The organism is Pseudomonas sp. MC6, assembly GCF_054790575.1.
Genome location: NZ_CP186504.1, coordinates 1,829,755 through 1,853,528, shown reverse-complemented (window position 1 = coordinate 1,853,528; position 23,774 = coordinate 1,829,755). Strand labels below are relative to the sequence as shown.

Sequence of the window (23,774 nt, the reverse complement as noted above, 5' to 3'; positions counted from 1 at the left end):
CGATGGATGTGCCCATGCAAAACGATCAGGCGATGACCCGCGACAGCCTCTACGGCACCGCTGCCGAAAGCACCTACGCCGGCATCACCAGTTTCATGCGCCGCCGCTACAGCCGTGATCTGCGCGGCGTTGATGTCGCGGTCAGCGGCGTGCCGTTCGACACCGCCACCAGCAATCGCCCCGGCGCACGTTTCGGGCCACGGGGGATTCGCGCCGCGTCCACCGGCATTGCCTGGGAGCGCCACTGGCCTTGGACGTTTGATCCGTTCGATCATCTGGCGGTCATCGACTATGGCGACTGCGATTTTGATTTCGGCTCGCCGCACAGCGTCCCGGAAAGCATCGAAGCTCACGCCGAGCAGATTCTCAACGCCGGCAGCGCGATGCTGACGTTTGGCGGTGATCACTTCATCAGCTATCCGCTGCTCAAGGCCCATGCTCGCAAGCACGGCACGCTGTCGCTGATCCACTTCGATGCGCACAGCGACACCTGGCCGGACGAGGAGGGCAAGCGGGTCGACCACGGCACCATGTTCTGGCACGCGGTGCGCGAAGGGCTGGTTGATCCGGCGCGCTCGGTACAGATCGGTTTGCGCACCACCAATGACGATCACATGGGCTTTCAGGTACTGGATGCCCGGCAGGTGCATCGCCGTGGTTGCGAAGCGATTGTCGAAGCGATCCGCGCGCGGGTGGGCGATAACCCGGTGTACCTGACGTTCGACATCGATTGCCTGGATCCGGCCTTCGCACCGGGCACCGGCACCCCTGTCTGTGGAGGCTTGAGCACCGTGCAAGCGCTGGAAATTCTCGGTGGTTTGCGCGGGATCAACCTGGTCGGCATGGACGTGGTGGAAGTCGCCCCGGCCTACGACCATGCCGAGGTCACTTCATTGGCCGCCGCCACATTGGCGATGGAAATGCTCTGCCTCTACGCCGCCCGCCACAAGGTCGATATTTGACGCAACACGGCGTACCCCTGTGGGAGCGAGCCTGCTCGCGAAGGCGTCGGATCAGCCAACCTCTTGTCGACTGACCCGCCGCTTTCGCGAGCAAGCACTCACAGCCGGGTCAGGCTACCGGGATGATCGGCAGGTCCAACGTTTGCGGGCCGGTAAAGCGAGGTGTGGCACTGGCAATCGTCTCGTGCGGTACGCCGGCCGGCACGACGCTGATCTCCTCAAGCCGCGCCATGTGTTGCTCGCTCAGTTGCACCTCGAGTGCGCCCAGGGTTTTGTCGAGTTGTTCGCGGGTACGCGAGCCGAGGATCGGAATCAGCGCGGTCGTCGAGCGCCGGGCCTTCTCGCGTAACCAGGCAATAGCGACATGGGTCGGGCTGACGCCGATTTCTGCGGCCACCGCCAGCAACGTATCGAGCAGGGCGGTTTCTCGGGCGCTTTTTTCCGCGTGCACCAGCATGCCGAGTTTGCTCGCACGGTTGTTGTCATCGCCGCCGCGATACTTGCCAGTAAGGAAGCCACCGGCCAGCGGCGACCACAGCGTCGCCGCGAGTCCGAGCGCCTCGGCCATCGGCAGCAATTCGCGCTCGGCGCTGCGTTCGGCGAGGCTGTATTCAACCTGAATCGCGGCGATCGGCGCAAAGCCGCGCAGTTCCGCCAACACGTCAGCGCGGGAAACGCGCCACGCCGGGAAGTTCGACAAGCCGGCATAGTGAATCTTGCCGGCGCGCACCAGGTCATCAAAACCGCGCAGGATTTCCTCCATGGGTGTCACGCCATCAGTTACGTGGGCCCAGAACAGATCGATGTGATCGGTGTTCAAGCGTTTGAGGCTTTCTTCTACTGCGCGAACCATGTTTTTCCGGCTGTTGCCGGTGTGGGAAATACCGTCGGCCGGGGTCGTGCCCATGCTGTACTTGGTGGCGATCACCAGCCGATCACGCTCCGGGGCGATGAATTCGCTGAGCATCGACTCCGACTGTCCACCTTGATAGCCGTTGGCGGTATCAATGAAGTTGCCGCCGGCATCGAGAAAGCCATCAAAGATCCGCTTGGCTTCGTCACGTTCGGCGCCGTGACCCCAACCGGTGCCGAAATTGCCGGCGCCCAACGCCAGTTCCGATACGCGCAGGCCGGTTTTGCGGCCGAAAACCTTGTAATGCATGGCGATGCTCCAGATAGAAAGCGTGGCAAGAGTAAAAATTACGAGCAACATATTTTCGTCAATATGATGCTGATAATATTCAGCGTCAAGTGCCTTGTTGCTCATCGGTCATTCGAGCTGCGCGGCGTGATGATGAACGGGCATTTGCCAATGCTGGTCTTTGGCGTAGTAACAGTCGTGGCATACTGCCGCGCATGACTTTCGACTCTCCTCTCAGCGCCTGGCAACACGCCGTGCAACACAAGGGCTTTATCCAGGATGAAGCCCAGGAACACGCAGTCTGGGCGCTGCAAAAATGCCACGAAGCCCTGCACACCGGTGCCCGTTCGGTCACCGGCGTTTATCTGTGGGGGCCGGTCGGACGCGGCAAGACCTGGCTGATGGATCAGTTCTATCAGAGCCTGCGGGTGCCGGCGCGACGCCAACACTTTCATCACTTCATGGGCTGGGTGCATCAGCGCTCGTTCCAGTTGACCGGGATTGCCGATCCGTTGCGCGCGCTGGCCAAAGAGCTGGCGGCCGAGGTGCGGGTGCTGTGCTTCGACGAGCTGTTCGTCAACGACATCGGCGACGCGATCATTCTCGGTCGGTTGTTTCAGGTGATGTTCGACGAAGGCGTGGTGATCGTTTGCACCTCCAATCTGCCGCCGGATGACTTGTACGCCGATGGTTTCAATCGCGACCGCTTTGTACCGGCAATTGCCGCGATCAAGGCGCATATGCAGGTGGTCGCGGTGAATGGCGCCGAGGATCATCGCCTGCATCCGGGGGCGGGTCTGCAACGCTACTTTGTGGCCACGTCCTCGCTCAGTGCGCTGGACGAAGTCTTTCAGGCACTGACCGCCGGGCAACCGGCGAGCGTTGAACCGGTGTCGGTCGGGCATCGCCAGTTGAACGTGGTGCAGGCCAGTGAAACGGTGGTGTGGTGCCGCTACGCCGATCTCTGCGAGCAACCGTTCGCCGCCATGGATTTCATCGCGCTGTGCGATCGCTACACAGCTATTCTGTTGAGCGAAGTGCCGAACCTCAGCGCCCAAAAACGTGAAGGGCGCATCGCTCGCGGCACTGAAGACGGCGCGCAACGTGTGGTGGCCGGTGATCGCGAGTTGCCGCAATTGTCGGTTCACGACGACGGCGTGCGGCGTTTCATCGCGCTGGTCGACGAGTGCTACGACCGCAAGGTGCCGCTGTACATCGAGGCCCAAGTGCCGATGGACGCGCTGTACACCGAGGGTTATCTGGAATTCCCGTTCCGCCGCACCCTCAGTCGCTTGCAGGAAATGCAGCTGCAGCGTTTTGCCGAAGCTTGAGTGAAGAGGGCGCCGACATGAGCCAAGCGTTATCCCATCATTTGTTGACCATGGCTTACCAGAATGCCTGGGCCAATCATCGTCTGGCCAAGGCCTGGAGCCAGCTCGGCGCGGCAGATCTGGCCGCGCCCCGGGTGAGCTTCTTCCCGAGCATTCGTCTGACCCTCAATCACATCCTCACCTGCGACTGGTTCTACGTCGATGCACTGGAGCGCGAACTGCGCGGGGCCGAGCCGCATCCCGACTGCTATGTGTTTTTCAATGTCGACGAGCCGTTTACCGACGGCCCGCAATTGCGTAAAGAGCAGGCTCACGTTGATCGACGGCTGATTGCTTATTGCGAGCAACTGCGCGATGCCGATCTGCCTCGAATCGTCACCATCGCCCGAGATACGCCGCAGCACGACAGTCGTTTGCGCATGCTGTCGCACCTGTTCGAGCATCAGCTTCATCACCGTGGTCAGGTGCATGCGATGCTTAGCGACACCGCGGTGAAGCCGCCGCAACTGGATGAGTTCTTCTGTGTCGGTGAGAGCGGCCTGCGCGCCGAGGATTTTGCCGAACTGGGCTGGACTGAAGAACTGATCTGGGGCCACTGACGAGACAAAAGATTGTCGGCCGGTCCACACTCGCGCTAAGGTCAGACAGCCTTTCAGTGCGCACTTTGCGCGCCGGGGCTTTTGTGTGTTCGGGGATGGAAATGGATTCCGCAGAAATTCTTGTGCTTCAAGCCAGCTACAGCAATCCAACGCATGCCGAAGCCATCGGTATCGTGCTCAATCATTACGCAGAAGACCCTATGGGCGGCGGTCATTCGCTCGACCCCGATCTGCTGCGTCGACTGCCCGAAGAACTGGCCCGACGCTCGCATGCGTTCAGCGTGTTGGCCTTCGTCGGTGGCGAGCCGGCAGGTCTGGTGAACTGCTTTGAAGGGTTCTCCACGTTTGCCTGCAAACCCTTGGTCAACGTCCACGACGTGGCGGTGGTGGGCAAGTTTCGCGGCCTCGGTCTGAGCCAGAAAATGCTGCAGAAAGTCGAGGAAATCTCTCGCCAGCGCGGCTGCTGCAAGATCACCCTCGAAGTGCTGGAAGGCAACGCCGTGGCGCAGAATGCCTACAGCAAATTCGGCTTCGCGCCGGGCATGTTCGACCCGAATCACGGGCGCATGCTGTTCTGGATCAAGAATCTGCAGACCTGAAAGCCTGAAAAGCCCCTCACCCTAACCCTCTCCCAGGGGGAGAGGGGACTGACCGAGGTGTTTGGACGAGGTACGCCGACCTGAAATATCGAGTCGAACTCAGGCTTGAAAACACCACAAAACAGCTCCCTCTCCCTCTCCCTCTCCCTCTCCCTCGGGAGAGGGCTGGGCGGGCGGCGTTCCGATGAGGGGCGAGTGCGCCACAGTAGAATGCCGAACACCCATCTCAATGCCCCAAAAAAAAGGCGCCCCAATCAGGGCGCCAAACTGTCTTCTCCCGGGCCAGAGCGGAGCCACGGGAGGTCCATCGGTTGCTCGGTCAGTCTCAGTCGCGATAGGACTCGGTCACTTGCGCCGTCTGGTCGGCGGGAACGCGAATTTCTTTCGCGTTGGCGTCGCTCTTCTGCTCGCTCTGGGCGTGGTGAACCGGGAAGTTGTCGTAGTAATAACGCATGCGCTCAGCGCCGCCTTCGGCAAAGACGCTGGCAGAACCCAGGGCAAACAGCCCGGCAAGGATTACGGTGGTGATTTTCATGGTGCCTCCTACTGAACAAGTGGGAGCTGTTCGTCCATGAAGCAGATCTCGGAAGAGAGTCTGGGTGGCATGAATTAACACGGGGTTAACGCCGGTTCAGTGTAGGTTTTGCAGCATGTTGCGGCGCGATATCTGACAGACGCGGCGGCCATCAGGCGAAGGCACGCCGCGTCGAAGGGGAAGGCTTAGAGCTTCCAGTCGAGACTCACCGTCAACGTGCGCGGATCACCCCAGTACACGCCGTTATAGAAGCCGACGTTGTCGTAATACTTCTTGTCGAACAGGTTGTTGACGTTCAGTGATGCCGACAGATGCCGATCGAACTCGTAGCGCGACATCAGATTGACCACGGTGTAGGCGCTCTGGGCGATTCGCGCTTCTTCGGTGTCGCCGGCAACCGGTCGGCTCGACGTGCCATACACATCGCTTTGCCAGTTCACCGCGCCGCCCACGGTCAGCGCCTGCCATTCGCCCGGCAAACGGTACGCCGTGGACACGCGCAACAGGTTCATCGGCTGATTGGTGTTGGTGCGCGCGCTTTCGCCGTTGACCGAGTGGGTGTAGGTGTAACCGGCGGTCATGTTCCAGCCCTGAAGGATTTCCCCGGACACTTCGGCTTCAAAGCCGTTGACCTTGTTGCCCTTGCCGCCGGATTTGTAGAACTGCTCGCGGGTAACCGGATCTGCCGGGACCGAGTTGTCGAGTTCGGCGACGTTATCCTGCTTGCTCCAGAACACCGCCGTGGACAGGTTCAGGCGTTCCTCGAGCAGGCTACCCTTGATGCCCACTTCATAGTTTTTGCCGACCACCGGGTCGATGTATTTGCGATTCTTGTCGCGGTTGCCCTGGGGCTTGAAGATGTCGGTGTAACTCACGTACGCCGTGTATTCCGGGGTCAGGTCATACAGCAGCCCGGCGTAAGGCGTCCAGACGTCGTTCTGTTTCTGGCTGGTGTAATCGACCTCCGTCAGCTGCCGATTGGCGTCGTAACTGTTGCTGGTACTGGACGCTTGCCAACTGCCATATCGGCTGCCGAGCACGGCGTGCAGATCATCGGTCAGGCTCAGGCGCGTGGCGATGTACCCGGCTTTCTGCCGGGTATCGTCCTTGGACCCGGTGAGGTCGGTGACGGTGTCGCTGAACTTGGCGATGTCGCCCATGTATTTCCAGTCGCGGATGGTCCCGTAGTCCTTGGAACGTGCGCCGGCAATGGTGTACGGAGAGTTCGAGCGGCGTTCGGCCTCACCGTAGCCGAACATCATTTCGTGCTCACGGCCCAACAGGGAGTAAGGGCCGGAGACATTGAAGTCATACGCCTGCATTTTCTGCGTGCCGATCATGTGCGAGGTGTAGGCGATCATGCCGCTGCGGTCCGCTGCGGGAAAACCGGCACCACCGTAATAGACCTTGCCGTCGGTATTGCTCTCGCGGTGGGTGTACGCGGCTTTCAGGCGCCAGCCGCCGCCCAGTTGCTGATCGAGGGTGGCAAACGCGGTCTTGTCTTGCAGCGGCCAGGAACTCCACGACGTCGCCATGTTGGTCGAGCGCCCGAGACCGGCCTTGCTGCCATCGGCATTCCAGTAGGGCACGGTGCCCCAGGACGAGCCTTGCACGTGTTTGTTCTGATAGTCGTAACCGACTGCCAGCACGGTGGAGTCAGTCAGATCGGCTTCCAGTACGCCATAACCGACCTCCCGTTGCAGCGCGTATTTGTCTTTGATCGACTGGTTGTCGCGATAGGCCAACACCGTGCGACCGCGCAGGCGACCCTCGAAAGCCAACGGCCCACCGACGTCGACGTAGCTGTAGTAATTGTCGTAGCTGCCACCACTGACCCCGGCCAGCGCCTGCCATTGCGCGGTCGGACGCTTGCGCACCATGTTGATGGTCGCCGATGGATCACCGGCCCCCGTGGTCAGCCCAGTGGCACCGCGCACCACCTCGATACGGTCGTAAATGATGGTGTCGGAATCGGACTTCATGCGATCGAAGGTGTTGAGCATCCCGTCGATCTGGAAGTTGTTGATCGCATAACCGCGCGAGGAATAGCTGACTCGGTCCGAATCCAGATGCTGCACCACCACACCCGTGGTCTGGCGCATCGCTTCAGACAATGTACCGAGTTTGAAATCATCCATTTGCTGGCGGGTGATCACCGACACCGATTGCGGGGTTTCCTTGATCGACAGGTTCAGGCGCGTAGCCGTGCTCATGGCGCCGGTGGTGTAGGACTCAGTGTTTTCGGTGGTGGTACCCAAGCCTTGTGCGCTGACGTTGGTCGCCGCCAGCTCAAGCGCCGTGTTGGCAGGCTGTGGCGTTTTTTCGGCTTCGGTTTCAGCTAGCAGATCGGCACTGAACGCAGCGCTGCACAGGCCGAGGGTCAGGGTCATGGAACGGGTAATGGGCGCGAACATCGCAGCCGACTCCTTGTCTTCGAGGGAAAAATTCCGTTTGTTCAAAGACGAGGGGTAGGGCTGGGATTTAGTGCCAAACGAGAAATATTATTATTTGAGGATGTTTCAATTCCATCGATCGCGTTCTGTCAGAAACTCAAGGGGTACTGGACGACTACGTAGATCCGGTCGATATCATCACCCGCCTGCGCCTCATTGGCCCGGTGCGATACGTGCGATAGCTGCACCGACAAATCCTTCGCCGCGCCCGATTGCACGATGTATTTCAAATCGATATCGCGCTCCCAGTGCTTGCCGCCATTGCCTTGCTGCGGCTGAAAGTTTCCGCTGTCAGGATCAAACGGGTTATAGGCGCCGCCCCTAGGGGCGTGAGTACCGTCGATGTGCCTGCCGGTGACGTAGCGGGTCATGAAGTTCAGCCCGGGAATGCCGAAGGCGCCGAGGTCGAGGTCGTAGCGCGCTTGCCAGGAGCGTTCGTTGGCGCCGTTGAAGTCGGCGTATTTGATCGAGTTGGCGAGGTAGATCGAGTCGCCGCCAACGAAGTCGAACGGCGTGTCGCCATTGATCCGTTGCCAGCCAAGCATTACCGCGTGAGGGCCGAAGGCGTATTTGCCGGACAGGCTGAACGCGCTGTTGTCGATGGCACCGGCCAGTGCGCGGCCGGTGTCGCGGGTGTGGTAGAGGTTGGCGTCGAGCAATATGCCGGATTGCTTGAAATGCAGATTGCCGTAGTACTGGTGCCACGTGTCGCTGAGTTCAGACGCGTACAACGCGCCGCCAATCGGGTTATCAGCGAACAGGTCGGCGCCGAGAAAACTGATGCCGCCGGCCTCGGTATTGGCGCCGTAACCGTAAAAGTCGCCTTTGCCAGATGAGCTGTCCTGATTCTTGAACGCGGTGAAATGCCCGGCCACCAGATTGACGTGGTCGAACTCGGCGCTGTTGAGCAGGAAACCGGTGGCGTACTCCGGTTGCAGGCGTTTGTCGGAGGTGTCGAATACCGGGGTTTCGACGGTCATTTCACCGAAGGCGAGGGTGGTCCGCGAGGCTTTCAGCTTGAGCGCGCCGCCGACGCTGGAGTAGTCGTTTGCGCTGCGACCGTCGCTGTCGACCGGCAGCAGACCGGTCCCGGAATGCCCCTTGCCGCCGTCCAGTTTCAACCCGGCGAAGGCGTGGGCATCGATGCCGAAACCGACTGCACCGGATGTGAAACCGGATGAGAAAGTGCCGATAAAGCCTTGAGCCCATTCCTGTTTATAGTTTTTTCCGGAGGGCGAAGGCGAGCGATAGTCGTTGCTCAGGTAGAAGTTGCGGCTGAGCACTTCGCTTTGGGCATCGTCGAAAAAACCGCTGGCGTGGGCGGTTGGGTTCAGACCGCAGAGCAGCGCGAGCAGGGTGAGGCGCGAGGGGAAGCGGTCGATCATGGTCAGTGGCCAGCGGCAATTAAGGTGGCTGGAATGATCGAGGGATTGCAGCGTGAGAGATTGAGCGGATGTGCTCAATGAACGGCATCACACAAAACCTGTGGGAGCGAGCCTGCTCGCGAATGCGGTACATCAGGCAACATTTCTATCAGCTGACACACCGCTTTCGCGAGCAGGCTCGCTCCTACAGGGGATTTGGGTTGAATGAGGATTTTGTGACTGGAGCTGAAACCTGTGGCAGTTGGCTTGCCAGCGATGGCGGCGTGTCAGTCAAGTTTATTCAGGCTGACACACCGCTTTCGCGAGCAGGCTCGCTCCTACAGTTTTGATCGCGTTACGACAATGGCGGCGTGCGCGGCGGGATCTGGCGTTTGCTGCCGGTCGATTCAAACGCGGCGGCCAGGCGCAGCAGGTTCGAGTCGTCGTAGGCGCGGCCGGCGAAGGTCAGGCCGACCGGCATGCCGATGTCGGCCATCACGCCCATCGGCACGGTGACGGTTGGCACGCCGAGGTGGCGGATCGCGAGGTTGCCATTGGCCACCCAGATGCCGTTGCTCCAGGCGATGTCGGCCGACTCAGGATTGACATCAGCGTCCGCCGGGCCAACGTCAGCGACCGTCGGGAACAGCACGGCGTCGAGGCCTAGGTTGTCCATCCAGTCTTCGAGGTCGAGGCGTCGAGTCTGTTCGAGGCCACGCAGGCCATCGGGCACGGTGGAGATTTCATTCCACGGCGTGATGCCACGCTCGGCCATGCGCACGTATTCATCCATGCCCGCCACCAGATCGCCCTCACGGTTAGGCAGCGTGCCTGGTTCGTGCGGGAAGATTTTCGGCCCGTCGACGTCGACCAGACGATTGAGTTTCGGGTCACCGTTGGCTTGCAGGAAGTCATCGAACGCCCACGCGGTCAGGTCCCACAGTTCATGGTGGAGGAACTCTTTGGAGACCAGACCCCGGGTGAACACGGTCGGGGCGCCGGGACGATCGCCTTCGCAGTTGGAGACCAGCGGGAAATCGGTTTCGATGACTTCGGCACCGGCGGCTTCGAGGGCCTGACGCGCCTGCTTCCACAGGTCGATCACCGAAGCGCGGGTGTTGATGCGCTGGCCGGTCGGGCCACCGATACCCGGGGTTTCACTGGTGCCGGCTTCAGAGTCAGCATTGATGAACATGCGCGGCACGGCGAAACGTTTGCCGGTCAGCGCTTTGGCGTCAGCGGCCAGATCGGCGTAAGTGGCGGGACGCACTTCGCTGACGCTCGGGATCGGCACCCACGGTTGCAGGCGCCACAGGTCGCCACGGGTGTCCGGGTCTTCTGCCACCACAATGTCGAGGACTTCGAGCAGGTCAGCCATGGTCCGCGCGTAAGGCACGACCACGTCCATGGTCGGCGTCAACGGCCAGTTGCCGCGCACCGAGATCACCCCGCGCGATGGGGTGTAGGCGCACAAACCATTATTCGACGCCGGGCCACGCCCGCTCGACCAGGTTTCTTCGGCCAGACCGAATGCGGCGAAACTGGCGGCGGTAGCGGTGCCGGCACCGTTCGACGAGCCGGAGGCAAACGGCGCGGTCAGGTAAGCGGCGTTGTAAGGACTTTCGGCGCGACCGTAGACGCCGCGTTGCATGCCGCCATTGGCCATCGGCGGCATGTTGGTCTTGCCCAGGCAAATCGCCCCGGCGCCGCGCAAGCGTTCGATGGTGAAGGCATCGCGATAAGCGACCAGATCAGCGAAGGCCGGGCTGCCGGACGCAGCGGTCAGGCCCTTGACCAGATAACTGTCTTTGGCGGTGTAGGGAATGCCATCGAGCGGGCCGAGGGTTTCGCCTTTGGCGCGACGGGCATCGGACGCCCGTGCCTCGTTCAACGCTTCCGGGTTGCGCACGACCACGGCATTCAGCGCCGTCGGTGTGTCGGCGCCGTCGTAGGCGTCGATACGCGCCAGATACGCCTGCACCAGTTCGACTGCGGTGGTCTGGCCGGACTCAAGGGCGGCGCGCAGTTGGGCAATGGAAACTTCGGTGACTTCGATCATGCGCTCACCGCTGTTTGAATTTGGGTGTTTTTCCTGGAATGGGTGTTCATATCGGTTCTCGTTGCACAGCTATAAGCGACAAGGTTAAGACTGGCGCCTATTTAACACCAAGCGGCGTGCGGAGTAATCGGCGGGATTGAATCTTGCCTGTTTTCAACCCGACTGACGCCATCGCGAGCAGGCTCACTCCTACAGGGGAACGCATTTCAAATGTAGGAGTGAGCCTGCTCGCGATAGCTGTATTCCGGCCGCCATATTCCTTCAGCCGATCACAAAACGCCGTACTCCCGCGCCGTCCGATCCACCGCAATCCGCGTCTTGTCGATCAGCTCATCCAGCTCCGTGCGCATGGCCACCAACGCCGGCGCCATGATCATCCGCCCCAATGTCGAACGAATGATCAAGCCTTCCTCAAAACCAATCGTGCGGCAACGCCAGGCAATGTCGTTTTCATTGGCAAAACGCTTGCGCGTCGCTTTGTCCTCAGCAAACTGCAACGCCGCCACCAGCCCGACGCCCTGAATCTCACCCACCAGCGGGTGATTGCCGAACACTTCGCGCAGGCAGTTTTGCAGGTACGGGCCGGTGTCGGTTTTCACCCGGGTGACCACGCCTTCATCGCGCAAGGCCTTGAGGTTGGCAATCGCCACAGCGGCCGCCACCGGGTGGCCGGAATAGGTCAGGCCGTGGGCAAACACGCCGCCTTTTTCCACCAGCGCCTCGGCCATGCGTCGCGACAGAATCAAACCGCCCATTGGGATGTAACCGGAGGTCAGGCCCTTGGCGATCGACAGCGTGTCCGGCTCAAAGCCGAACGTCTGATGCGCGAACCATTCACCAGTGCGGCCGAAACCGCCAATCACTTCGTCCGCACACAACAACACATCGTACTTACGGCAGATACGCTGAATTTCCGGCCAGTAAGTCGCCGGCGGAATGATCATGCCGCCCGCACCCTGAAAAGGTTCGGCGACGAACGCAGCGACCTTGTCGGCGCCCAGTTCGAGAATCTTGTCTTCCAGTTGCCGCGCGGCTTGCAGGCCGAATTCTTCCGGGCTGAGATTACCTTCGTGGGCGAACCAATACGGCTCATCAATGTGCGCTACATCAGGGATGGTGCCGCCCATCTCGTGCATGAACTTCATCCCGCCTAGCGCCGTCGCCGCCAGGGTCGAGCCGTGGTAGCCGTTCCAGCGGCCGATCATGATTTTCTTCTCGGGCTGGCCCATCACCTGCCAGAACTTGCGCACGGTGCGGATCAGCACTTCGTTGGCTTCGGAACCGGAGTTGGTGTAGATCGCGTGGCTGTAGTGCTTGGGCAACAGGCTGAAGAGCAGTTCGGACAGCTCGATCACCGCCGGGTGAGTGGTGTGGAAGAACATGTTGTAGTAGGGCAGTTGTTCCAGCTGCGCAGTCGCGGCGGCGGCGAGATCCTTGCGCCCGTAACCGAGGTTGGTGCACCACAAACCCGACATGCCGTCCAGATAGCGATTGCCGTCGTTGTCCCACAATGCCAGGCGATCGCCGCTGACCATCACTCGCGGGCCTTCCTCGTTGAGGGCCTTCTGATCAACGAACGCGTGGATGTGGTGAGCGGCGTCAGAGGCTTGGTAATCGCGGGTACTGCGGGTCGAATCGAATTCGGCGGACATGGCGGATCTCCAGAGCAAATGGTAAGTGGGTGCGTTCGTCGCAGCGCTGCACGGATAAAGTTTTGTCATCTAAAAATATTTTTGTAAATAAAATATTTGTTGGTGAAAAAAATATCAGTAGGCTGAGGGCCATTGGCAGGGATCATCAGAGGCAACATGAGCGGACTCAGAGAGCGGCAAAAGGAACAGCGCCGGCAGGTGATTGCCGAGGCGGCGCTCGAGTTGTTCAAGCGCAACGGCTTTGCGGCCACCACGCTGGACCAGATCGCCGTGCAGGCGGGGGTTTCGGCGCCCACGGTGGTGAACTATTTCGGCGGCAAGCAGGAGATTCTGCTGGCCTTGCTCAAGCAACCCGACGAGCAAGCCATGCGCGAGGCGCGGGCGAATCTGGACGAGGACAGCGATCCGCTGGAGGCGTTGTGCGAGTTCGAAGGGCTGATGACCGATTACCAGCTACAGGCGATGCCGGCTTCGTTGTGGCGGGAACTGGCGCCATTTCTGCTGACCGGTGAACTGGCCGAAGCGATGAGTCCGTGGAACGCGGCCGTGATCGAAGAAACCAAAGCGCTGCTCCTGCATTTTCAGCAAGCGGGAAAAGTGCGCGAATCGATCGATCTCGACGTGGTGGCGACGCTGTTCAACCAATACGCGAACATGGCGTTCATTCGCCTCGCCACGCAGGAAGTCCCGGATCGGGCCGCGCACGCCTTGCATATGCGCGGGGTTTTGAATCTGTTGTGTCACGGCATGCTGGAGCGCTGATCGCCGCCATCATGTGCGACTCGTGTCGGGCCCCCGTCGAGACGATATGCCGGTTGTGAACTAGGCTCACAGCGGTTCATCGATGGCCCACCCAGGAGCGCCGACATGGAAGACAAACCGCTGATAGCGTTTCAGAGTTCCAGAGCATTGCTCGACGTGCTCATTCGAGCGGGTCTGATCACCGTTCTGGTGCTGTTCTGCTACGACATTTTTCATCCGTTTCTCAATGTCATGCTCTGGGCGCTGATCCTGGCTGTCACGCTGTATCCGCTGAATCAGCTGCTGGGCGCGAAACTCGGTAATCGCTACGGCTGGGCGGCGATCATTCTGGTGTTGCTGGGCCTGGTGATTCTGATGCTGCCGTTAAGCCTGCTGGGCGCGTCGATCGCCGAGTCGATCAAGGGCAGCATGCACACGTTCGAAGCCGGGCAGTTCGAGATACCGCCGCCCCCGGCCAGTGTCGAAGACTGGCCGCTGGTTGGCGCGCCGCTGTACGGTATCTGGATGCATGCATCACAGGACCTGAGCTGGGTGTTTCAGGAACTGGCGCCACACCTCAAGGACTGGAGCAAAGTGGTGTTGCATCAAGCCGCCGGTGTCGGGGCGGGCATCGTGGTGTTTGTGGTCGCGTTGATCGTCGCCGGGTTGATCATGCACCACGGCGAGCGCGGCCACCGCACAGCGGTGGCTGTCACCACGCGCATTTCCGGCCCCGTGCGTGGCCCGCAGATTGCCCAATTGTGCACCGCAACCATCCGCGCCGTGGCGCAGGGTGTGGTCGGCATCGCGTTTATTCAGATGCTGCTGGTCGGCGTGGCACTGGTGGTCATGGGCGTCCCGGCTGCCGGCATTCTCGCCTTGATGGTGTTGCTGCTGGGCATCACCCAATTGCCGGTGTTGCTTATCACGCTGCCCATCGTGATTTACGTCTTCGCCGTGGACGGGGTCAGCGCCGGGACGATTATCTTTGCGGTGTGGATGGCGATTGCCGGGCTTGCCGACAACGTGCTCAAACCGATGTTGCTGGGTCGCGGCGTCGCGGTGCCGATGCCAGTGGTGCTGATCGGTGCGCTCGGGGGCATGGTCACCAGCGGCATTATTGGTTTGTTCACTGGGCCGGTGATTCTGGCGGTTGGCTACGAATTGTTCATCGGCTGGGTGTATCAACCGGCCGATGTCAGCGAGCTTCTGGAGAGCCAGCGCAAAGAACATCTGCCGTGACACTCATCCCTCTCGCTGACGCATTGGCGTACCCCCACACTGAGGTCTAGGCTGGTCAATCAGTCGCCCTTCGGGCGCAACGCCCACCCAGGGACAGGAGCGGAACCGATGAAAGCCACAGCCAGTATTGTCTGCCTGATGTTCACACTGGTTCTCGCGCCGGGAGCCCGCGCCGAAGACCCGCCGGCTGCACCCACTGCCGAGGCCACGGACGATGCGCCGTTGATCAACCCGCAAGTGGTCGACAAGCTCATCGACATGGGCAATTACCTGCGCAGCCTGCCGAAATTTCAGGTCGATGCCCAAGTCTCGCGCGACACGGTTCTGGAGTCCGGGCAGAAGATCAAGACCGAGTCCGCCAATACCCTGAAAGTGCTCGGCCACGATCGCCTGTATGCGAAAAGCGAAGGCGATGTGCGCACCCGCGAGTTCTTCTATAACGGTAAAAAACTCACCCAGTATTCGCCGTACCTGAAGTACTACACCACCGTCGACGCCCCGGCCACCGTGGCGGAAACCCTGCACAAGATCGAGAACTTCTACGGTGTGCAGGTACCGATGGAGGACCTGTTTCTGTTCGGCAGTGATCAGGCGCAGATCGATGCCTTGAAAGCCGCGCTGTATGTCGGGCCGTCGGTCATCAAGGGCCAGCTCTGCGACCATTTGGCGTTTCGCCAGGAAGGCATCGACTGGCAATTGTGGCTGACCCGTTCCGACAAACCTTTGCCCTGCAAACTGGTGATCACTACTACTGACGAGAAGAGCTTTCCCGAGTACAGCGCGGTGTATCAGTGGAACCTCAAACCGACCATCCCGGACACGCAATTCACTTTCAAACCGGGCAAAGGCGATGTGGCGATTGCGTTTAAAAAAGCCAGCGATCAGGGAGGACAGTGACATGAACAAGTCGATGACGTGGAGTCTGTTGTTGTCGCTGGCCACTGCCACGCTGCTGACCGCCGGTTATGTCGCCGAAGCCGATGCCCGGGGGCAACGCGCTCAGGGACATGCGCGCGCCAACGTCAACCGGGCGCCGGCGCCGAACGCGCAACGTGCGCAGCGCATCAATGCGCCGCAGCGCACCAACAATGTCAGCGCCGGCAATCGGGTCAATTCGGGCAATCGGGTCAATGCCGGCAACAACGTTGGCAACCGCACGAACGTCAACAACGGCAACCGAAACGTCAACATCGACAACAGTCGCGATGTCGATATTGATGTCGACGGCCATGGTCGCTACGGCTACGACGATCACTACCATCCGGTAGCGGCCGCAGTGGCAGTGACGGCCACCGTCGCGGCCACTGCGGCAGTGGTGGGCGCGATCTTCACCCCGGCGCAAATGCCCAGCAGTTGTGTGCAGGTGATTCAGTACAACGTCGCGTATATGCAGTGCGGTTCGACCTGGTACCAGCCGCAGTATCAGGGCAGTGACGTCACGTATGTGGTGGTCAACGCGCCTTGATCAGGCTTTCGGCACCCAGGGTTGCATCTGCGCGAGCATGCCTCGGCCGCCACGGCGCAACCCGGTGGCCAGGGTCAGCCACGACAGTTCGGTAACGGTGACGTGTGCGGCCGGTGCCAGCCGCACTGATCTCGATCCACCTGCCGGAAGGGTTAAGCGCGGGAGCGACCGGGCGTTACCCGTGCCGCCAACTGCCCAACGGCAATTCGACCTCGCGCTCGGCCGCAGCCAACGCCTGTTCCAGCCCGGACTTGTCCAGCGGCGCGCAGTAGGCCGGTTTTGCCCGCTCGAATCGCCAACTGTCATCAAGGCCTCCGGTGTCGACCGCATCAAAACCGAGGTCATCCAGCAAACCCGCGACCAACGCCTTGGCCTGCGCGTCATCCGCTGCAATGGGCAGTGCGCGCCGCTCGCTGGAATCATGCGGGCGGCCATCCGTAAGCAAATCCGCTGCGAGAATGGCGTTGAACACCTTGACCACCGTGGCACCGCGCAAATGCTCGGCGAGCAAGCGGCTGGTGGTGCTCTGGAACGTGTCGAGCGCAGCGATGTGGCCGTCGCGATCCGGGTAATAGTTGTTGGCGTCGAGCACGGTTTTGCCCTCGAACCAGGCGGGTTGCAGGCTCGGGATGTGTTCGTAGGGGATGGCCACCAACACCACGTCGGCAAACTGTGTGGCCTGTTCGGCCGTGCCGATCTGGCAGCCGGTGATGCCGGCGAGCACGCTGCTCATGGTCTGCGGGCCGCGTGAGTTACTGAGCATCACTTCGTGCCCGGCGGCGAGGGCGATTTGCGCGACAGCGCGCCCGATGAAGCCGGCTCCAACGATTCCAATGCGCATGGTGTGTCCTCTGTCAGGTGGGGAGCGACTATGATGATTCCTGATCAGATGCAGATAAATCGCACTCCGTTACTTACTTTCGCTAACAGGAGTATCGAATGGATCGGCTGACCAGCATGGCGGCTTTCGTGATGGCGGCTGAAGCCGGCTCGTATGCCAGCGCCGCGCAACGCCTGGACATGTCAGCGCAAATGGTCGCCAAGCACGTGGCCGCCCTTGAGCAGCGGCTCGGCGCACGCTTGCTCAACCGCACCACGCGCCGGCAGAGCCTGACCGAGCTGGGCCAGGCCTACTACGAGCGCTGCAAGCACATCGTCAGTGAGGCATCAGCCGCTGATTCACTGGCGCAAATCATGAACGACACACCGCGCGGCAAGCTCAGGGTCAGCGCGCCGGTGAGCTTTGGCTCTTACAGTCTGATGCCGTTCGTGACCGCTTTCTTGCGCGAGTACCCCGAGGTGGAAATCGACCTGCACTTGACCGACCGCGCCGTGGATCTGGTGGAGGAGGGTTTTGAGGTGGCTTTTCGGATCGGCCCGCTGGCGACGGCCAGCCTGACCGCGAGGCCATTGTCTCCGTATCGACTGATCGTCTGCGCGGCGCCACGCTATCTGGCCGAACACGGCACGCCGCAGGTGCCCGCCGATCTGCAACAGCATGAGTGCCTGGGTTATGCCTATTGGTCGCGGCCCGCCGATCACGAGTGGTCGTTTTTCAACGGTGCGCAGGTCGAGCGCGTGCCGGTCAGCAGTCGCTTACACGTCAACGAGAGCAAGGCGTTGTTATCAGCGGCGGTAGATGGTTTCGGGATTGTGCTGGGGCCTGCCGATTTTCTTGAGCCGGCGTTGTGCAGAGGTGAGCTGGTCAGGTTGCTGGAGGGATTCGAAGCGCCGAGCAGACAAATGCATCTGCTGTACACGTCGCATCGACAGAAGACCGCGAAGGTTCGTCAGTTCATCGATGCCGCGGTCAGGCGCTTTGCCTGACCGCGGCATCCGGCTCAGTTAATTCGCGGATGCTGTTGAACCAGTTCCTTGCGCTTGGCTTCCAGTGCGGCGATTTCAGCGTCGATGTCTTCGATTTTCTGCTCGATGTTGTCGTGGTGTTCTTGCAGCAGTTCCTTGGCTTCTTCTAGGTCGGACGCTGCAGGCGCGGCACCACGCAACGGCTTGTTGGCGGTTTCCTTCATGGTTACACCGGTGACCAGACCGACCACGGCGATGACCATCAGGTAATACGCCGGCATGTACAGATCGTTGGTGCTTTCGACCAGCCAGGCCACCACGGTCGGGGTCAGGCCGGCGATCAATACCGAAACGTTGAAAGCCGCCGCCAGCGCACTGTAGCGAATGTGCGTGGGGAACATCGCCGGCAGCGTGGAGGCCATGACGCCGATGAAGAAGTTCAGCAGCACGGCCAGCATCAGCAGGCCGGCGAAGATCAAGCCGATCTTGCCGCTGTTGATCAGCATGAAGGCCGGGATCGCCAGAATGAACAAACCAATGCTGCCGACGACGATGAAAGGTTTACGGCCAATCTTGTCGCTGATGAAACCGATTGCCGGCTGCACGAACAGCATGCCGACCATGATCGCGATGATGATCAGCACACCACGGTTTTCGCTGTAATGCAGGTTGTGCGACAGGTAGCTCGGCATGTAGGTGAGCAGCATGTAGTAGGTGACGTTGGTCACCGCGACCACGCCGATGCAGGTCATCAGGCTGCGCCAGTGTTTGGTCGCGACTTCCTTGAACGAAACTTTCGGGCCACCGGCGAGGCCTTCGCGATCGCCTTGTTCAAGCTTTTCAACGTGCTGCTGGAACGCCGGGGTTTCTTCCAGGGCGTGACGCAAGTACAGGCCGATCATGCCCAGTGGCAAGGCGAGGAAGAACGGCAGACGCCAGCCCCATTCCTCGAACTTGGCTTCGCCGAGCGTCGTCGAGATCAACACCACCACACCGGCACCGAGGACGAAACCGGCAATCGAGCCGAAGTCCAGCCAACTGCCGAGGAAGCCGCGCTTGCGGTCCGGCGCGTATTCGGCGACGAAGATCGACGCGCCGGTGTATTCGCCACCGACCGAGAAACCCTGAGCCATTTTTGCCAGCAACAGCAGGATCGGCGCCCAGATGCCAATCGAGGCATAGGACGGAATCAAGCCGATGGCGAAGGTGCTCAGCGACATGATCACGATGGTCGCGGCGAGGACTTTCTGCCGTCCGTACTTGTCGCCCAATGCGCCGAAGAACAGACCACCCAGCGGTCGGATCAGGAAGGGCACCGAGAACGTCGCCAGCGCGGCGATCATTTGCGTTCCGGGGTCGGCGCCGGGGAAGAACACTTTGCCGAGCACATAGGCGACGAAGCCATAGACACCAAAGTCGAACCATTCCATGGCATTGCCGAGTGCGGCGGCGGTGATCGCCTTGCGCATCTTGGCGTCGTCGACAATGGTGATGTCTTTCAGGCCGATCGGCTTGACGGTTTTCTTGCGTGATTTCATCCGGGTCTTCTCTTTGCTGATCCATCGTGCCGCGTAGATGCCATCTTTTTGATGGCGCGTACTCTTTGGCTCAGATACATGAGGACACGAAATAATTCACTGCCCGGCGTTTTTTTTCCTGGCGCACCCTGATTTTCCCTGTAGGAGCTGCCGAAGGCTGCGATCTTGTTGGGACGCGGAGCGTCCCCGGCTGCATTCCCACGCAGAGCGTGGGAACGATCAAGAAGGGGAAATGTGTTTACCGGCGGATGGCCGTATACGATTGCCGCAGGTCGCTGGCCCAGCCATCCAGCACCACCTTGACGTCGTCGGCAGTCAACACCTGTTGGTCGTTCTCCAGCGGCACACCAGTGCCTTTGCGCACCACTTCGGCAATCACTTCGCCAGTCGAACCGTCCTCGAACGACACCTCGGTGGCGACTTCACTGTCCTGATCACGGATGCCGGTGGCGGTGCTCACACCGGCAGCGACGAGGGTGACCGGCAACCACTCATAAAAGCGCAAACCCTGAGTGCTGGTCGCCACTTGGGTGATAGCGGGGCGCACTATCAGGGTGTTCGGCCCGGGTTGACTGACCAGATGCAGCACTTTGCTCAATTCCAGCCGCAGCGCCGCATCGTAGTAGTCAGTGACGCCGGACAGAGTGCTCAGAGGAATCCGTTGCGTCGGCTCGGCACTCGGGTAGAACTGACTCGGCGCCAGATAAACCTGGGTGTATCGACCCCGGACGAGGGCCGGGCTGACCCACGCCAACACGGGCTGACCGGACGGCGACTGGCGCTCGCTCAACACGCTGTAGTCATGCAGAAAGCCTGAGTGTTCCGGCGTTTTGCTGCTGCACGCCGACAGGCTCAACGTGGTGGCAATGGACAGCGACAGCGAACGAATGCGCGACATCAAACGGCTTCCTTGTTCTGCACCAGGTTGTCCGAGCATTCGATGTGCAATCGGCCTTGGGCCATGATCCAGTTCATCAGATCAGCCGTGTTGACGCTGTGCACGTATTCCACCCAGTGCGCGTTGGTCGGACTGAAATGCTCGAAGTAACGGCGCAGCACCACTGTGCTTTGATCAGGGGAAACCCCCATGCACGATTCCTGAAACACCACCGGTGTGTCCGGGCCGAGCGCTGCGGTGCGCTGGCTGAGAATCAACGGCCGATTACCGTTGTGCTGCGTGATTCCCGGTTTGCTGTTCAATACCTTCATGCCAATCCCCCCGTTGGAAATAGCTGCAGAGTGCCCGCGCGGTTTTGCCGGAGGATGTCCGCTTGATGTCTGGCGCGTAGAAATGTTGCTCGATTGAAATAAATGACCCGGGCGGCGAAATGGCTTTAGATTGGCTTTTTTTGGTGCATGGATCCTGTCACTGTGAGCAGACTGCTGTTCGTCGACGACGACGTGGAAATTCTCGCGCTGCTGAAGAAGTTCTTCGTGCAGCATGCTTATGAGGTCGACGTTGCCGCCAACGGCGAGGCGATGTGGGCGGCCATTGCGCAGCAGCGCCCGGACACGATCATTCTTGATCTGATGATGCCCGGCGAAAGCGGCCTGAGCCTGTGCCAGAAGGTGCATACGCAACTGGGCATTCCGATCATCATGCTTACAGCCATGGCCGAACTGAGCGATCGCATTGTCGGTCTGGAACTGGGCGCGGACGATTACCTGACCAAGCCGTTCGCGCCGCAGGAATTGCTCGCGCGAGTGCGTGCCTTGCAACGTCGCGCCGGCGAACAGCGCCAAACGGTTGAACCTTCGCGGCCGGTGATCGGCTTCGCCGGTTGGCATCTGGACATCACCTGCCGCGAACTGCGCTCCCCGGAAAACGTGATGATTCCGCTGTCCGGTGGCGAGTTCGATTTGCTGGTGGTGTTCCTCGACCATCCACAGCGCATTCTGACCCGCGAGCAGTTGATCGATATGACCCACGGCCACGGCCATGACGCGTTCGATCGCAGCATCGATGTGCAAGTCAGCCGCTTGCGCCGCAAGATCGAACCGGACAGCAAGTGCCCGGACCTGATTCGTACAGTGCGCAACGGCGGTTATCTGTTTACGGCCAAGGTCACTCGCTCGTGATCCGCCGACTGTGGCGCGGCGACACTCTGCGCCGGCACATCGCCCTGACCATCGTGGCGGCGATGGTCGCTTCGCTGGCGTTGAATGCGCTGTTCGTGCAAGTCGCCGGCATCTGGGCCCGGCCGCCGATCGAACGCACCGGCCTGCTGGAGCAGATTGCCGCGACCTCGCGGGTGATCGAAGCCGCCCCGGCCAACCTGCGCCCGCAACTGGCCGCAGCGGCGAGCAGCGCCATGCTGCAAGTGTCGTGGAAAGCACAGCGCGCCGACTTCGATCTGCCCAATGACGGCCTTCGCCTGCCAGCGAGCAGGGTGCCGGTGCTGCAGCAACTGTTGGGCAATGATCGAAAAATCGAGGTGTTCAGCCCAGGCGACTGGCCGAACGGCAGTCCCCAGGCGCATTACGCCGCCGTCGTGCAATTGGTCGATGGCAGCTGGTTGTCATTTATCCCGCCGGAGCGCAGCTGGGGCCTGGAATTTGGCGTGCGTATCGCGATCGTCATCGCCTTGGGACTGATTGCCACATTGCTCGTCGCCTGGGTCGCCACCCGGCAACTGGCCAACCCTCTGCAGCGTTTCACGCGTGCCGCCAAACGTTTCGGCACCGATCTGCGCGCACCGCCGATCAAGCTCGAAGGCCCCGACGAAATCCGCCAGGCGATCATCGCCTTCAACACCATGCAGGCGCAGATCCAGCATTTCATCGCCGAGCGCACGCACATGCTCGCGTCGATTTCCCACGACCTGCGTGCACCGCTGACCCGCATGCGCTTGCGCAGCGAATTCATGGAAGACCTCGATCATCAGGGCAAACTGATTCGTGACGTTGAAGAGATGCAGTCGATGATCAACGCTGCGTTGGCGTTCTTCCGTGAGGACACGCATCGCGAGGAGACCACTGCGTTCGATCTGTCGGAGCTGCTGCAAACCATCGTTGATGATTACCGTGACCAGCAGATCAATGTCGATTTCGAAGGCCCGGCGCATCTGGTGTACGAGGGTCGGCCGCTGGGGATCAAACGGGTGATCGTCAATTTGCTGGAAAACGCCGTGAAGTACGCGTGTGCCCCGCGCATTTCCCTGCGCAGTGATGCCTATGCGATACGCATTGAGGTCATTGATCAGGGGCCCGGCATTCCCGAGGAATCGCTGGAGCGTGTGTTCGACCCATTCCTGCGCCTGGAAACCTCACGCAATCGAGACACGGGCGGTGTTGGGCTGGGGCTTTCGGCAGCCAGGGCAATCATTCGAGAACAGGGCGGCGATCTGACGTTGAGTAATCACAGCGCTGGGGGAGTGGTGGCTCGTGTGGAATTACCGATTTAGATGCGGATAGTTCCGACAATCTCTTGCGGGCCCGCGCGCCCGCGCAGATCCGTCGGAGGTTTTTTGCTGTCGAACAATGCTCTTCCCTATAAATGAGCATGCAGGAAATCAATCACACGCTTTAAAGCCACTCGTGTTGGATGGTTTGGCGTGGGGGCTTTCGCCGAATCGTATTCGTACGTCAGTAACGCATGATGGGTGCTACGACCATCTGCTGGTGGGGCGTATGTGTAAACAACGCCGGTCGCAGCAAATGCTTGTCCAAGTCGATTGATCCGCGCCGGCGTACACAGTCGATCATCGCTGAAGTGCTGAATGAGCACGGCGCAGCCTCTCGTCGCGGCAGCCTGGCTTGCCGCCTCCAGTTCGGTATCGGCAATGTTCAGTTCGCTCATCCACGGACCTTTGCCTCGGCCCGTTAGCCAGTACCTGAATTTAAAGGGTATGGCTGGCTGGGAAGCGACTGCGGCGGCCACATTGGTTTCGAGAATCAGTGGAATCACGAATGCACCGGTGACGCACATTCCAATGACCCCGATACGTTGGTGGCCATGGTCAACGCCCAGCTTTCGTACCAGCGCTCGCAACCAGTCACTGACCGGTGCACTGCGCCCGGCTTTGAGGTACGCAAATTCTTTGCTGATGCAATGGAGGCGCCCCTTGACCAAGCACCCCGTTTCTTCCGGTTTCCCGAACAACAGCGGCAAGTAGACTTGAAAACCGGCGCTGATCAACCGTTCGGCGAATCGCAGGGTATCGCGGGTCAGCCCCGGCAGTTCATGCATGACCAGGACAGGAGCTCCGTCGCCCTTTTTATAGACGGTATGCGTGTAGTCTGAATGCTCAAAATCAAAAGACTGATATTCACTCATGTCCATTGCTG

Annotated in this window: 23 protein-coding genes; 11 read left to right on the top strand and 12 right to left on the bottom strand. The window is 60.5% G+C overall.

The window, feature by feature from the left end:
- Window positions 1-2: 2 nt before the first annotated feature.
- Entirely contained in the window at window positions 3-962 is a 960-nt protein-coding gene (speB, locus tag ACOYXE_RS08350) for an agmatinase (RefSeq protein ID WP_460928667.1), read from the top strand.
- A gap of 109 nt (window positions 963-1,071) precedes the next feature.
- Here the strand turns inward: speB and ACOYXE_RS08345 are convergent, their stop codons facing one another.
- Window positions 1,072-2,124 (bottom strand): aldo/keto reductase, encoded by a 1,053-nt coding sequence (locus ACOYXE_RS08345; RefSeq protein ID WP_460928665.1) that lies wholly within the window; start codon window positions 2,122-2,124, stop codon window positions 1,072-1,074.
- A 194-nt stretch (window positions 2,125-2,318) separates the two neighbouring features.
- Between ACOYXE_RS08345 and zapE the strand changes: the two genes are divergently transcribed.
- From zapE to ACOYXE_RS08330, 3 genes are all read left to right on the top strand, one after another.
- Window positions 2,319-3,434 carry a cell division protein ZapE gene (zapE, locus tag ACOYXE_RS08340; protein WP_460928663.1) on the top strand — a complete coding sequence of 372 codons (1,116 nt, stop codon included), beginning with the start codon at window positions 2,319-2,321 and terminating at the stop codon, window positions 3,432-3,434.
- Between the two features lie 17 nt (window positions 3,435-3,451).
- Window positions 3,452-4,033 carry a DinB family protein gene (locus ACOYXE_RS08335; RefSeq protein ID WP_460928661.1) on the top strand — a complete coding sequence of 194 codons (582 nt, stop codon included), beginning with the start codon at window positions 3,452-3,454 and terminating at the stop codon, window positions 4,031-4,033.
- Window positions 4,034-4,134: 101 nt separating this feature from the next.
- The gene (locus tag ACOYXE_RS08330; RefSeq protein WP_160057740.1) at window positions 4,135-4,632 is read left to right on the top strand and encodes a GNAT family N-acetyltransferase; all 498 of its coding nucleotides are present in this window, start codon (window positions 4,135-4,137) and stop codon (window positions 4,630-4,632) included.
- 325 nt (window positions 4,633-4,957) lie between these two features.
- On the opposite strand, the gene ACOYXE_RS08325 is transcribed toward ACOYXE_RS08330, so the two are convergent.
- From ACOYXE_RS08325 to ACOYXE_RS08305, 5 genes are all read right to left on the bottom strand, one after another.
- On the bottom strand, window positions 4,958-5,167 hold the full coding sequence (locus ACOYXE_RS08325; RefSeq protein ID WP_077572742.1) for a hypothetical protein: 210 nt from the start codon (window positions 5,165-5,167) through the stop codon (window positions 4,958-4,960).
- 185 nt (window positions 5,168-5,352) lie between these two features.
- Window positions 5,353-7,581 carry a TonB-dependent siderophore receptor gene (locus ACOYXE_RS08320; protein WP_460928659.1) on the bottom strand — a complete coding sequence of 743 codons (2,229 nt, stop codon included), beginning with the start codon at window positions 7,579-7,581 and terminating at the stop codon, window positions 5,353-5,355.
- Window positions 7,582-7,709: 128 nt separating this feature from the next.
- The gene (locus ACOYXE_RS08315) at window positions 7,710-9,005 is read right to left on the bottom strand and encodes an OprD family porin (protein ID WP_405123841.1); all 1,296 of its coding nucleotides are present in this window, start codon (window positions 9,003-9,005) and stop codon (window positions 7,710-7,712) included.
- 334 nt (window positions 9,006-9,339) lie between these two features.
- Window positions 9,340-11,043, bottom strand: coding sequence for an amidase (locus ACOYXE_RS08310; protein WP_460928656.1), 1,704 nt, complete (start codon window positions 11,041-11,043; stop codon window positions 9,340-9,342).
- A gap of 269 nt (window positions 11,044-11,312) precedes the next feature.
- On the bottom strand, window positions 11,313-12,695 hold the full coding sequence (locus ACOYXE_RS08305; protein ID WP_460928654.1) for an aspartate aminotransferase family protein: 1,383 nt from the start codon (window positions 12,693-12,695) through the stop codon (window positions 11,313-11,315).
- A 156-nt stretch (window positions 12,696-12,851) separates the two neighbouring features.
- On the opposite strand from ACOYXE_RS08305, the gene ACOYXE_RS08300 reads away from it, so the two are divergent.
- From ACOYXE_RS08300 to ACOYXE_RS08285, 4 genes are all read left to right on the top strand, one after another.
- Window positions 12,852-13,457 carry a TetR/AcrR family transcriptional regulator gene (locus ACOYXE_RS08300; RefSeq protein WP_099759206.1) on the top strand — a complete coding sequence of 202 codons (606 nt, stop codon included), beginning with the start codon at window positions 12,852-12,854 and terminating at the stop codon, window positions 13,455-13,457.
- A 105-nt stretch (window positions 13,458-13,562) separates the two neighbouring features.
- Window positions 13,563-14,678, top strand: a complete 1,116-nt coding sequence (locus ACOYXE_RS08295; protein ID WP_460928652.1) for an AI-2E family transporter — start codon at window positions 13,563-13,565, stop codon at window positions 14,676-14,678.
- A 108-nt stretch (window positions 14,679-14,786) separates the two neighbouring features.
- A complete protein-coding gene (locus ACOYXE_RS08290; protein WP_460928650.1) occupies window positions 14,787-15,575 on the top strand; it encodes a DUF2092 domain-containing protein in 789 nt (262 codons plus the stop codon).
- A 1-nt stretch (window position 15,576) separates the two neighbouring features.
- Window positions 15,577-16,143: a hypothetical protein gene (locus tag ACOYXE_RS08285; RefSeq protein ID WP_311886841.1), complete on the top strand. Its 567-nt coding sequence runs from the start codon at window positions 15,577-15,579 to the stop codon at window positions 16,141-16,143.
- Here ACOYXE_RS08285 and ACOYXE_RS08280 read toward each other — a convergent pair whose 3' ends face one another.
- Entirely contained in the window at window positions 16,144-16,269 is a 126-nt protein-coding gene (locus ACOYXE_RS08280; protein WP_460928647.1) for a hypothetical protein, read from the bottom strand. It abuts the gene before it with no gap.
- Window positions 16,270-16,318: 49 nt separating this feature from the next.
- Window positions 16,319-16,984: an NADPH-dependent F420 reductase gene (locus ACOYXE_RS08275; protein ID WP_460928646.1), complete on the bottom strand. Its 666-nt coding sequence runs from the start codon at window positions 16,982-16,984 to the stop codon at window positions 16,319-16,321.
- A gap of 98 nt (window positions 16,985-17,082) precedes the next feature.
- Here ACOYXE_RS08275 and ACOYXE_RS08270 point away from each other — a divergent pair, with 98 nt between their 5' ends.
- Entirely contained in the window at window positions 17,083-17,970 is an 888-nt protein-coding gene (locus ACOYXE_RS08270; RefSeq protein WP_460928644.1) for a LysR family transcriptional regulator, read from the top strand.
- 14 nt (window positions 17,971-17,984) lie between these two features.
- Here the strand turns inward: ACOYXE_RS08270 and proP are convergent, their stop codons facing one another.
- The 3 genes from proP to ACOYXE_RS08255 form a co-directional block, all read right to left on the bottom strand.
- Window positions 17,985-19,487, bottom strand: a complete 1,503-nt coding sequence (gene proP / locus ACOYXE_RS08265; RefSeq protein ID WP_116030251.1) for a glycine betaine/L-proline transporter ProP — start codon at window positions 19,485-19,487, stop codon at window positions 17,985-17,987.
- A 238-nt stretch (window positions 19,488-19,725) separates the two neighbouring features.
- Window positions 19,726-20,385 carry a DUF3313 domain-containing protein gene (locus ACOYXE_RS08260; RefSeq protein ID WP_460928642.1) on the bottom strand — a complete coding sequence of 220 codons (660 nt, stop codon included), beginning with the start codon at window positions 20,383-20,385 and terminating at the stop codon, window positions 19,726-19,728.
- Window positions 20,385-20,696, bottom strand: a complete 312-nt coding sequence (locus ACOYXE_RS08255; RefSeq protein WP_460928640.1) for a hypothetical protein — start codon at window positions 20,694-20,696, stop codon at window positions 20,385-20,387. Before ACOYXE_RS08255 ends, ACOYXE_RS08260 begins: the two co-directional genes overlap by 1 nt.
- 147 nt (window positions 20,697-20,843) lie before the next feature.
- Between ACOYXE_RS08255 and ACOYXE_RS08250 the strand changes: the two genes are divergently transcribed.
- On the top strand, window positions 20,844-21,566 hold the full coding sequence (locus tag ACOYXE_RS08250) for a response regulator (protein WP_460928638.1): 723 nt from the start codon (window positions 20,844-20,846) through the stop codon (window positions 21,564-21,566).
- Window positions 21,563-22,891, top strand: a complete 1,329-nt coding sequence (locus ACOYXE_RS08245) for an ATP-binding protein (RefSeq protein WP_460928636.1) — start codon at window positions 21,563-21,565, stop codon at window positions 22,889-22,891. The genes ACOYXE_RS08250 and ACOYXE_RS08245 overlap by 4 nt, the downstream gene beginning before the upstream one ends.
- Window positions 22,892-22,977: 86 nt before the next feature.
- On the opposite strand, the gene ACOYXE_RS08240 is transcribed toward ACOYXE_RS08245, so the two are convergent.
- The gene (locus tag ACOYXE_RS08240) at window positions 22,978-23,769 is read right to left on the bottom strand and encodes a dienelactone hydrolase family protein (RefSeq protein ID WP_160057755.1); all 792 of its coding nucleotides are present in this window, start codon (window positions 23,767-23,769) and stop codon (window positions 22,978-22,980) included.
- Window positions 23,770-23,774 lie beyond the last annotated feature (5 nt).

Bases quoted from the DNA above. Each gene is read 5' to 3' on its own strand.
- speB (WP_460928667.1), top strand. From the start codon at position 3: ATGGATGTGCCCATGCAAAACGATCAGGCGATGACCCGCGACAGCCTC.
- ACOYXE_RS08345 (WP_460928665.1), bottom strand. From the start codon at position 2,124: ATGCATTACAAGGTTTTCGGCCGCAAAACCGGCCTGCGCGTATCGGAA.
- zapE (WP_460928663.1), top strand. From the start codon at position 2,319: ATGACTTTCGACTCTCCTCTCAGCGCCTGGCAACACGCCGTGCAACAC.
- ACOYXE_RS08335 (WP_460928661.1), top strand. From the start codon at position 3,452: ATGAGCCAAGCGTTATCCCATCATTTGTTGACCATGGCTTACCAGAAT.
- ACOYXE_RS08330 (WP_160057740.1), top strand. From the start codon at position 4,135: ATGGATTCCGCAGAAATTCTTGTGCTTCAAGCCAGCTACAGCAATCCA.
- ACOYXE_RS08325 (WP_077572742.1), bottom strand. From the start codon at position 5,167: ATGAAAATCACCACCGTAATCCTTGCCGGGCTGTTTGCCCTGGGTTCT.
- ACOYXE_RS08320 (WP_460928659.1), bottom strand. From the start codon at position 7,581: ATGTTCGCGCCCATTACCCGTTCCATGACCCTGACCCTCGGCCTGTGC.
- ACOYXE_RS08315 (WP_405123841.1), bottom strand. From the start codon at position 9,005: ATGATCGACCGCTTCCCCTCGCGCCTCACCCTGCTCGCGCTGCTCTGC.
- ACOYXE_RS08310 (WP_460928656.1), bottom strand. From the start codon at position 11,043: ATGATCGAAGTCACCGAAGTTTCCATTGCCCAACTGCGCGCCGCCCTT.
- ACOYXE_RS08305 (WP_460928654.1), bottom strand. From the start codon at position 12,695: ATGTCCGCCGAATTCGATTCGACCCGCAGTACCCGCGATTACCAAGCC.
- ACOYXE_RS08300 (WP_099759206.1), top strand. From the start codon at position 12,852: ATGAGCGGACTCAGAGAGCGGCAAAAGGAACAGCGCCGGCAGGTGATT.
- ACOYXE_RS08295 (WP_460928652.1), top strand. From the start codon at position 13,563: ATGGAAGACAAACCGCTGATAGCGTTTCAGAGTTCCAGAGCATTGCTC.
- ACOYXE_RS08290 (WP_460928650.1), top strand. From the start codon at position 14,787: ATGAAAGCCACAGCCAGTATTGTCTGCCTGATGTTCACACTGGTTCTC.
- ACOYXE_RS08285 (WP_311886841.1), top strand. From the start codon at position 15,577: ATGAACAAGTCGATGACGTGGAGTCTGTTGTTGTCGCTGGCCACTGCC.
- ACOYXE_RS08275 (WP_460928646.1), bottom strand. From the start codon at position 16,984: ATGCGCATTGGAATCGTTGGAGCCGGCTTCATCGGGCGCGCTGTCGCG.
- ACOYXE_RS08270 (WP_460928644.1), top strand. From the start codon at position 17,083: ATGGATCGGCTGACCAGCATGGCGGCTTTCGTGATGGCGGCTGAAGCC.
- proP (WP_116030251.1), bottom strand. From the start codon at position 19,487: ATGAAATCACGCAAGAAAACCGTCAAGCCGATCGGCCTGAAAGACATC.
- ACOYXE_RS08260 (WP_460928642.1), bottom strand. From the start codon at position 20,385: ATGTCGCGCATTCGTTCGCTGTCGCTGTCCATTGCCACCACGTTGAGC.
- ACOYXE_RS08255 (WP_460928640.1), bottom strand. From the start codon at position 20,696: ATGAAGGTATTGAACAGCAAACCGGGAATCACGCAGCACAACGGTAAT.
- ACOYXE_RS08250 (WP_460928638.1), top strand. From the start codon at position 20,844: ATGGATCCTGTCACTGTGAGCAGACTGCTGTTCGTCGACGACGACGTG.
- ACOYXE_RS08240 (WP_160057755.1), bottom strand. From the start codon at position 23,769: ATGGACATGAGTGAATATCAGTCTTTTGATTTTGAGCATTCAGACTAC.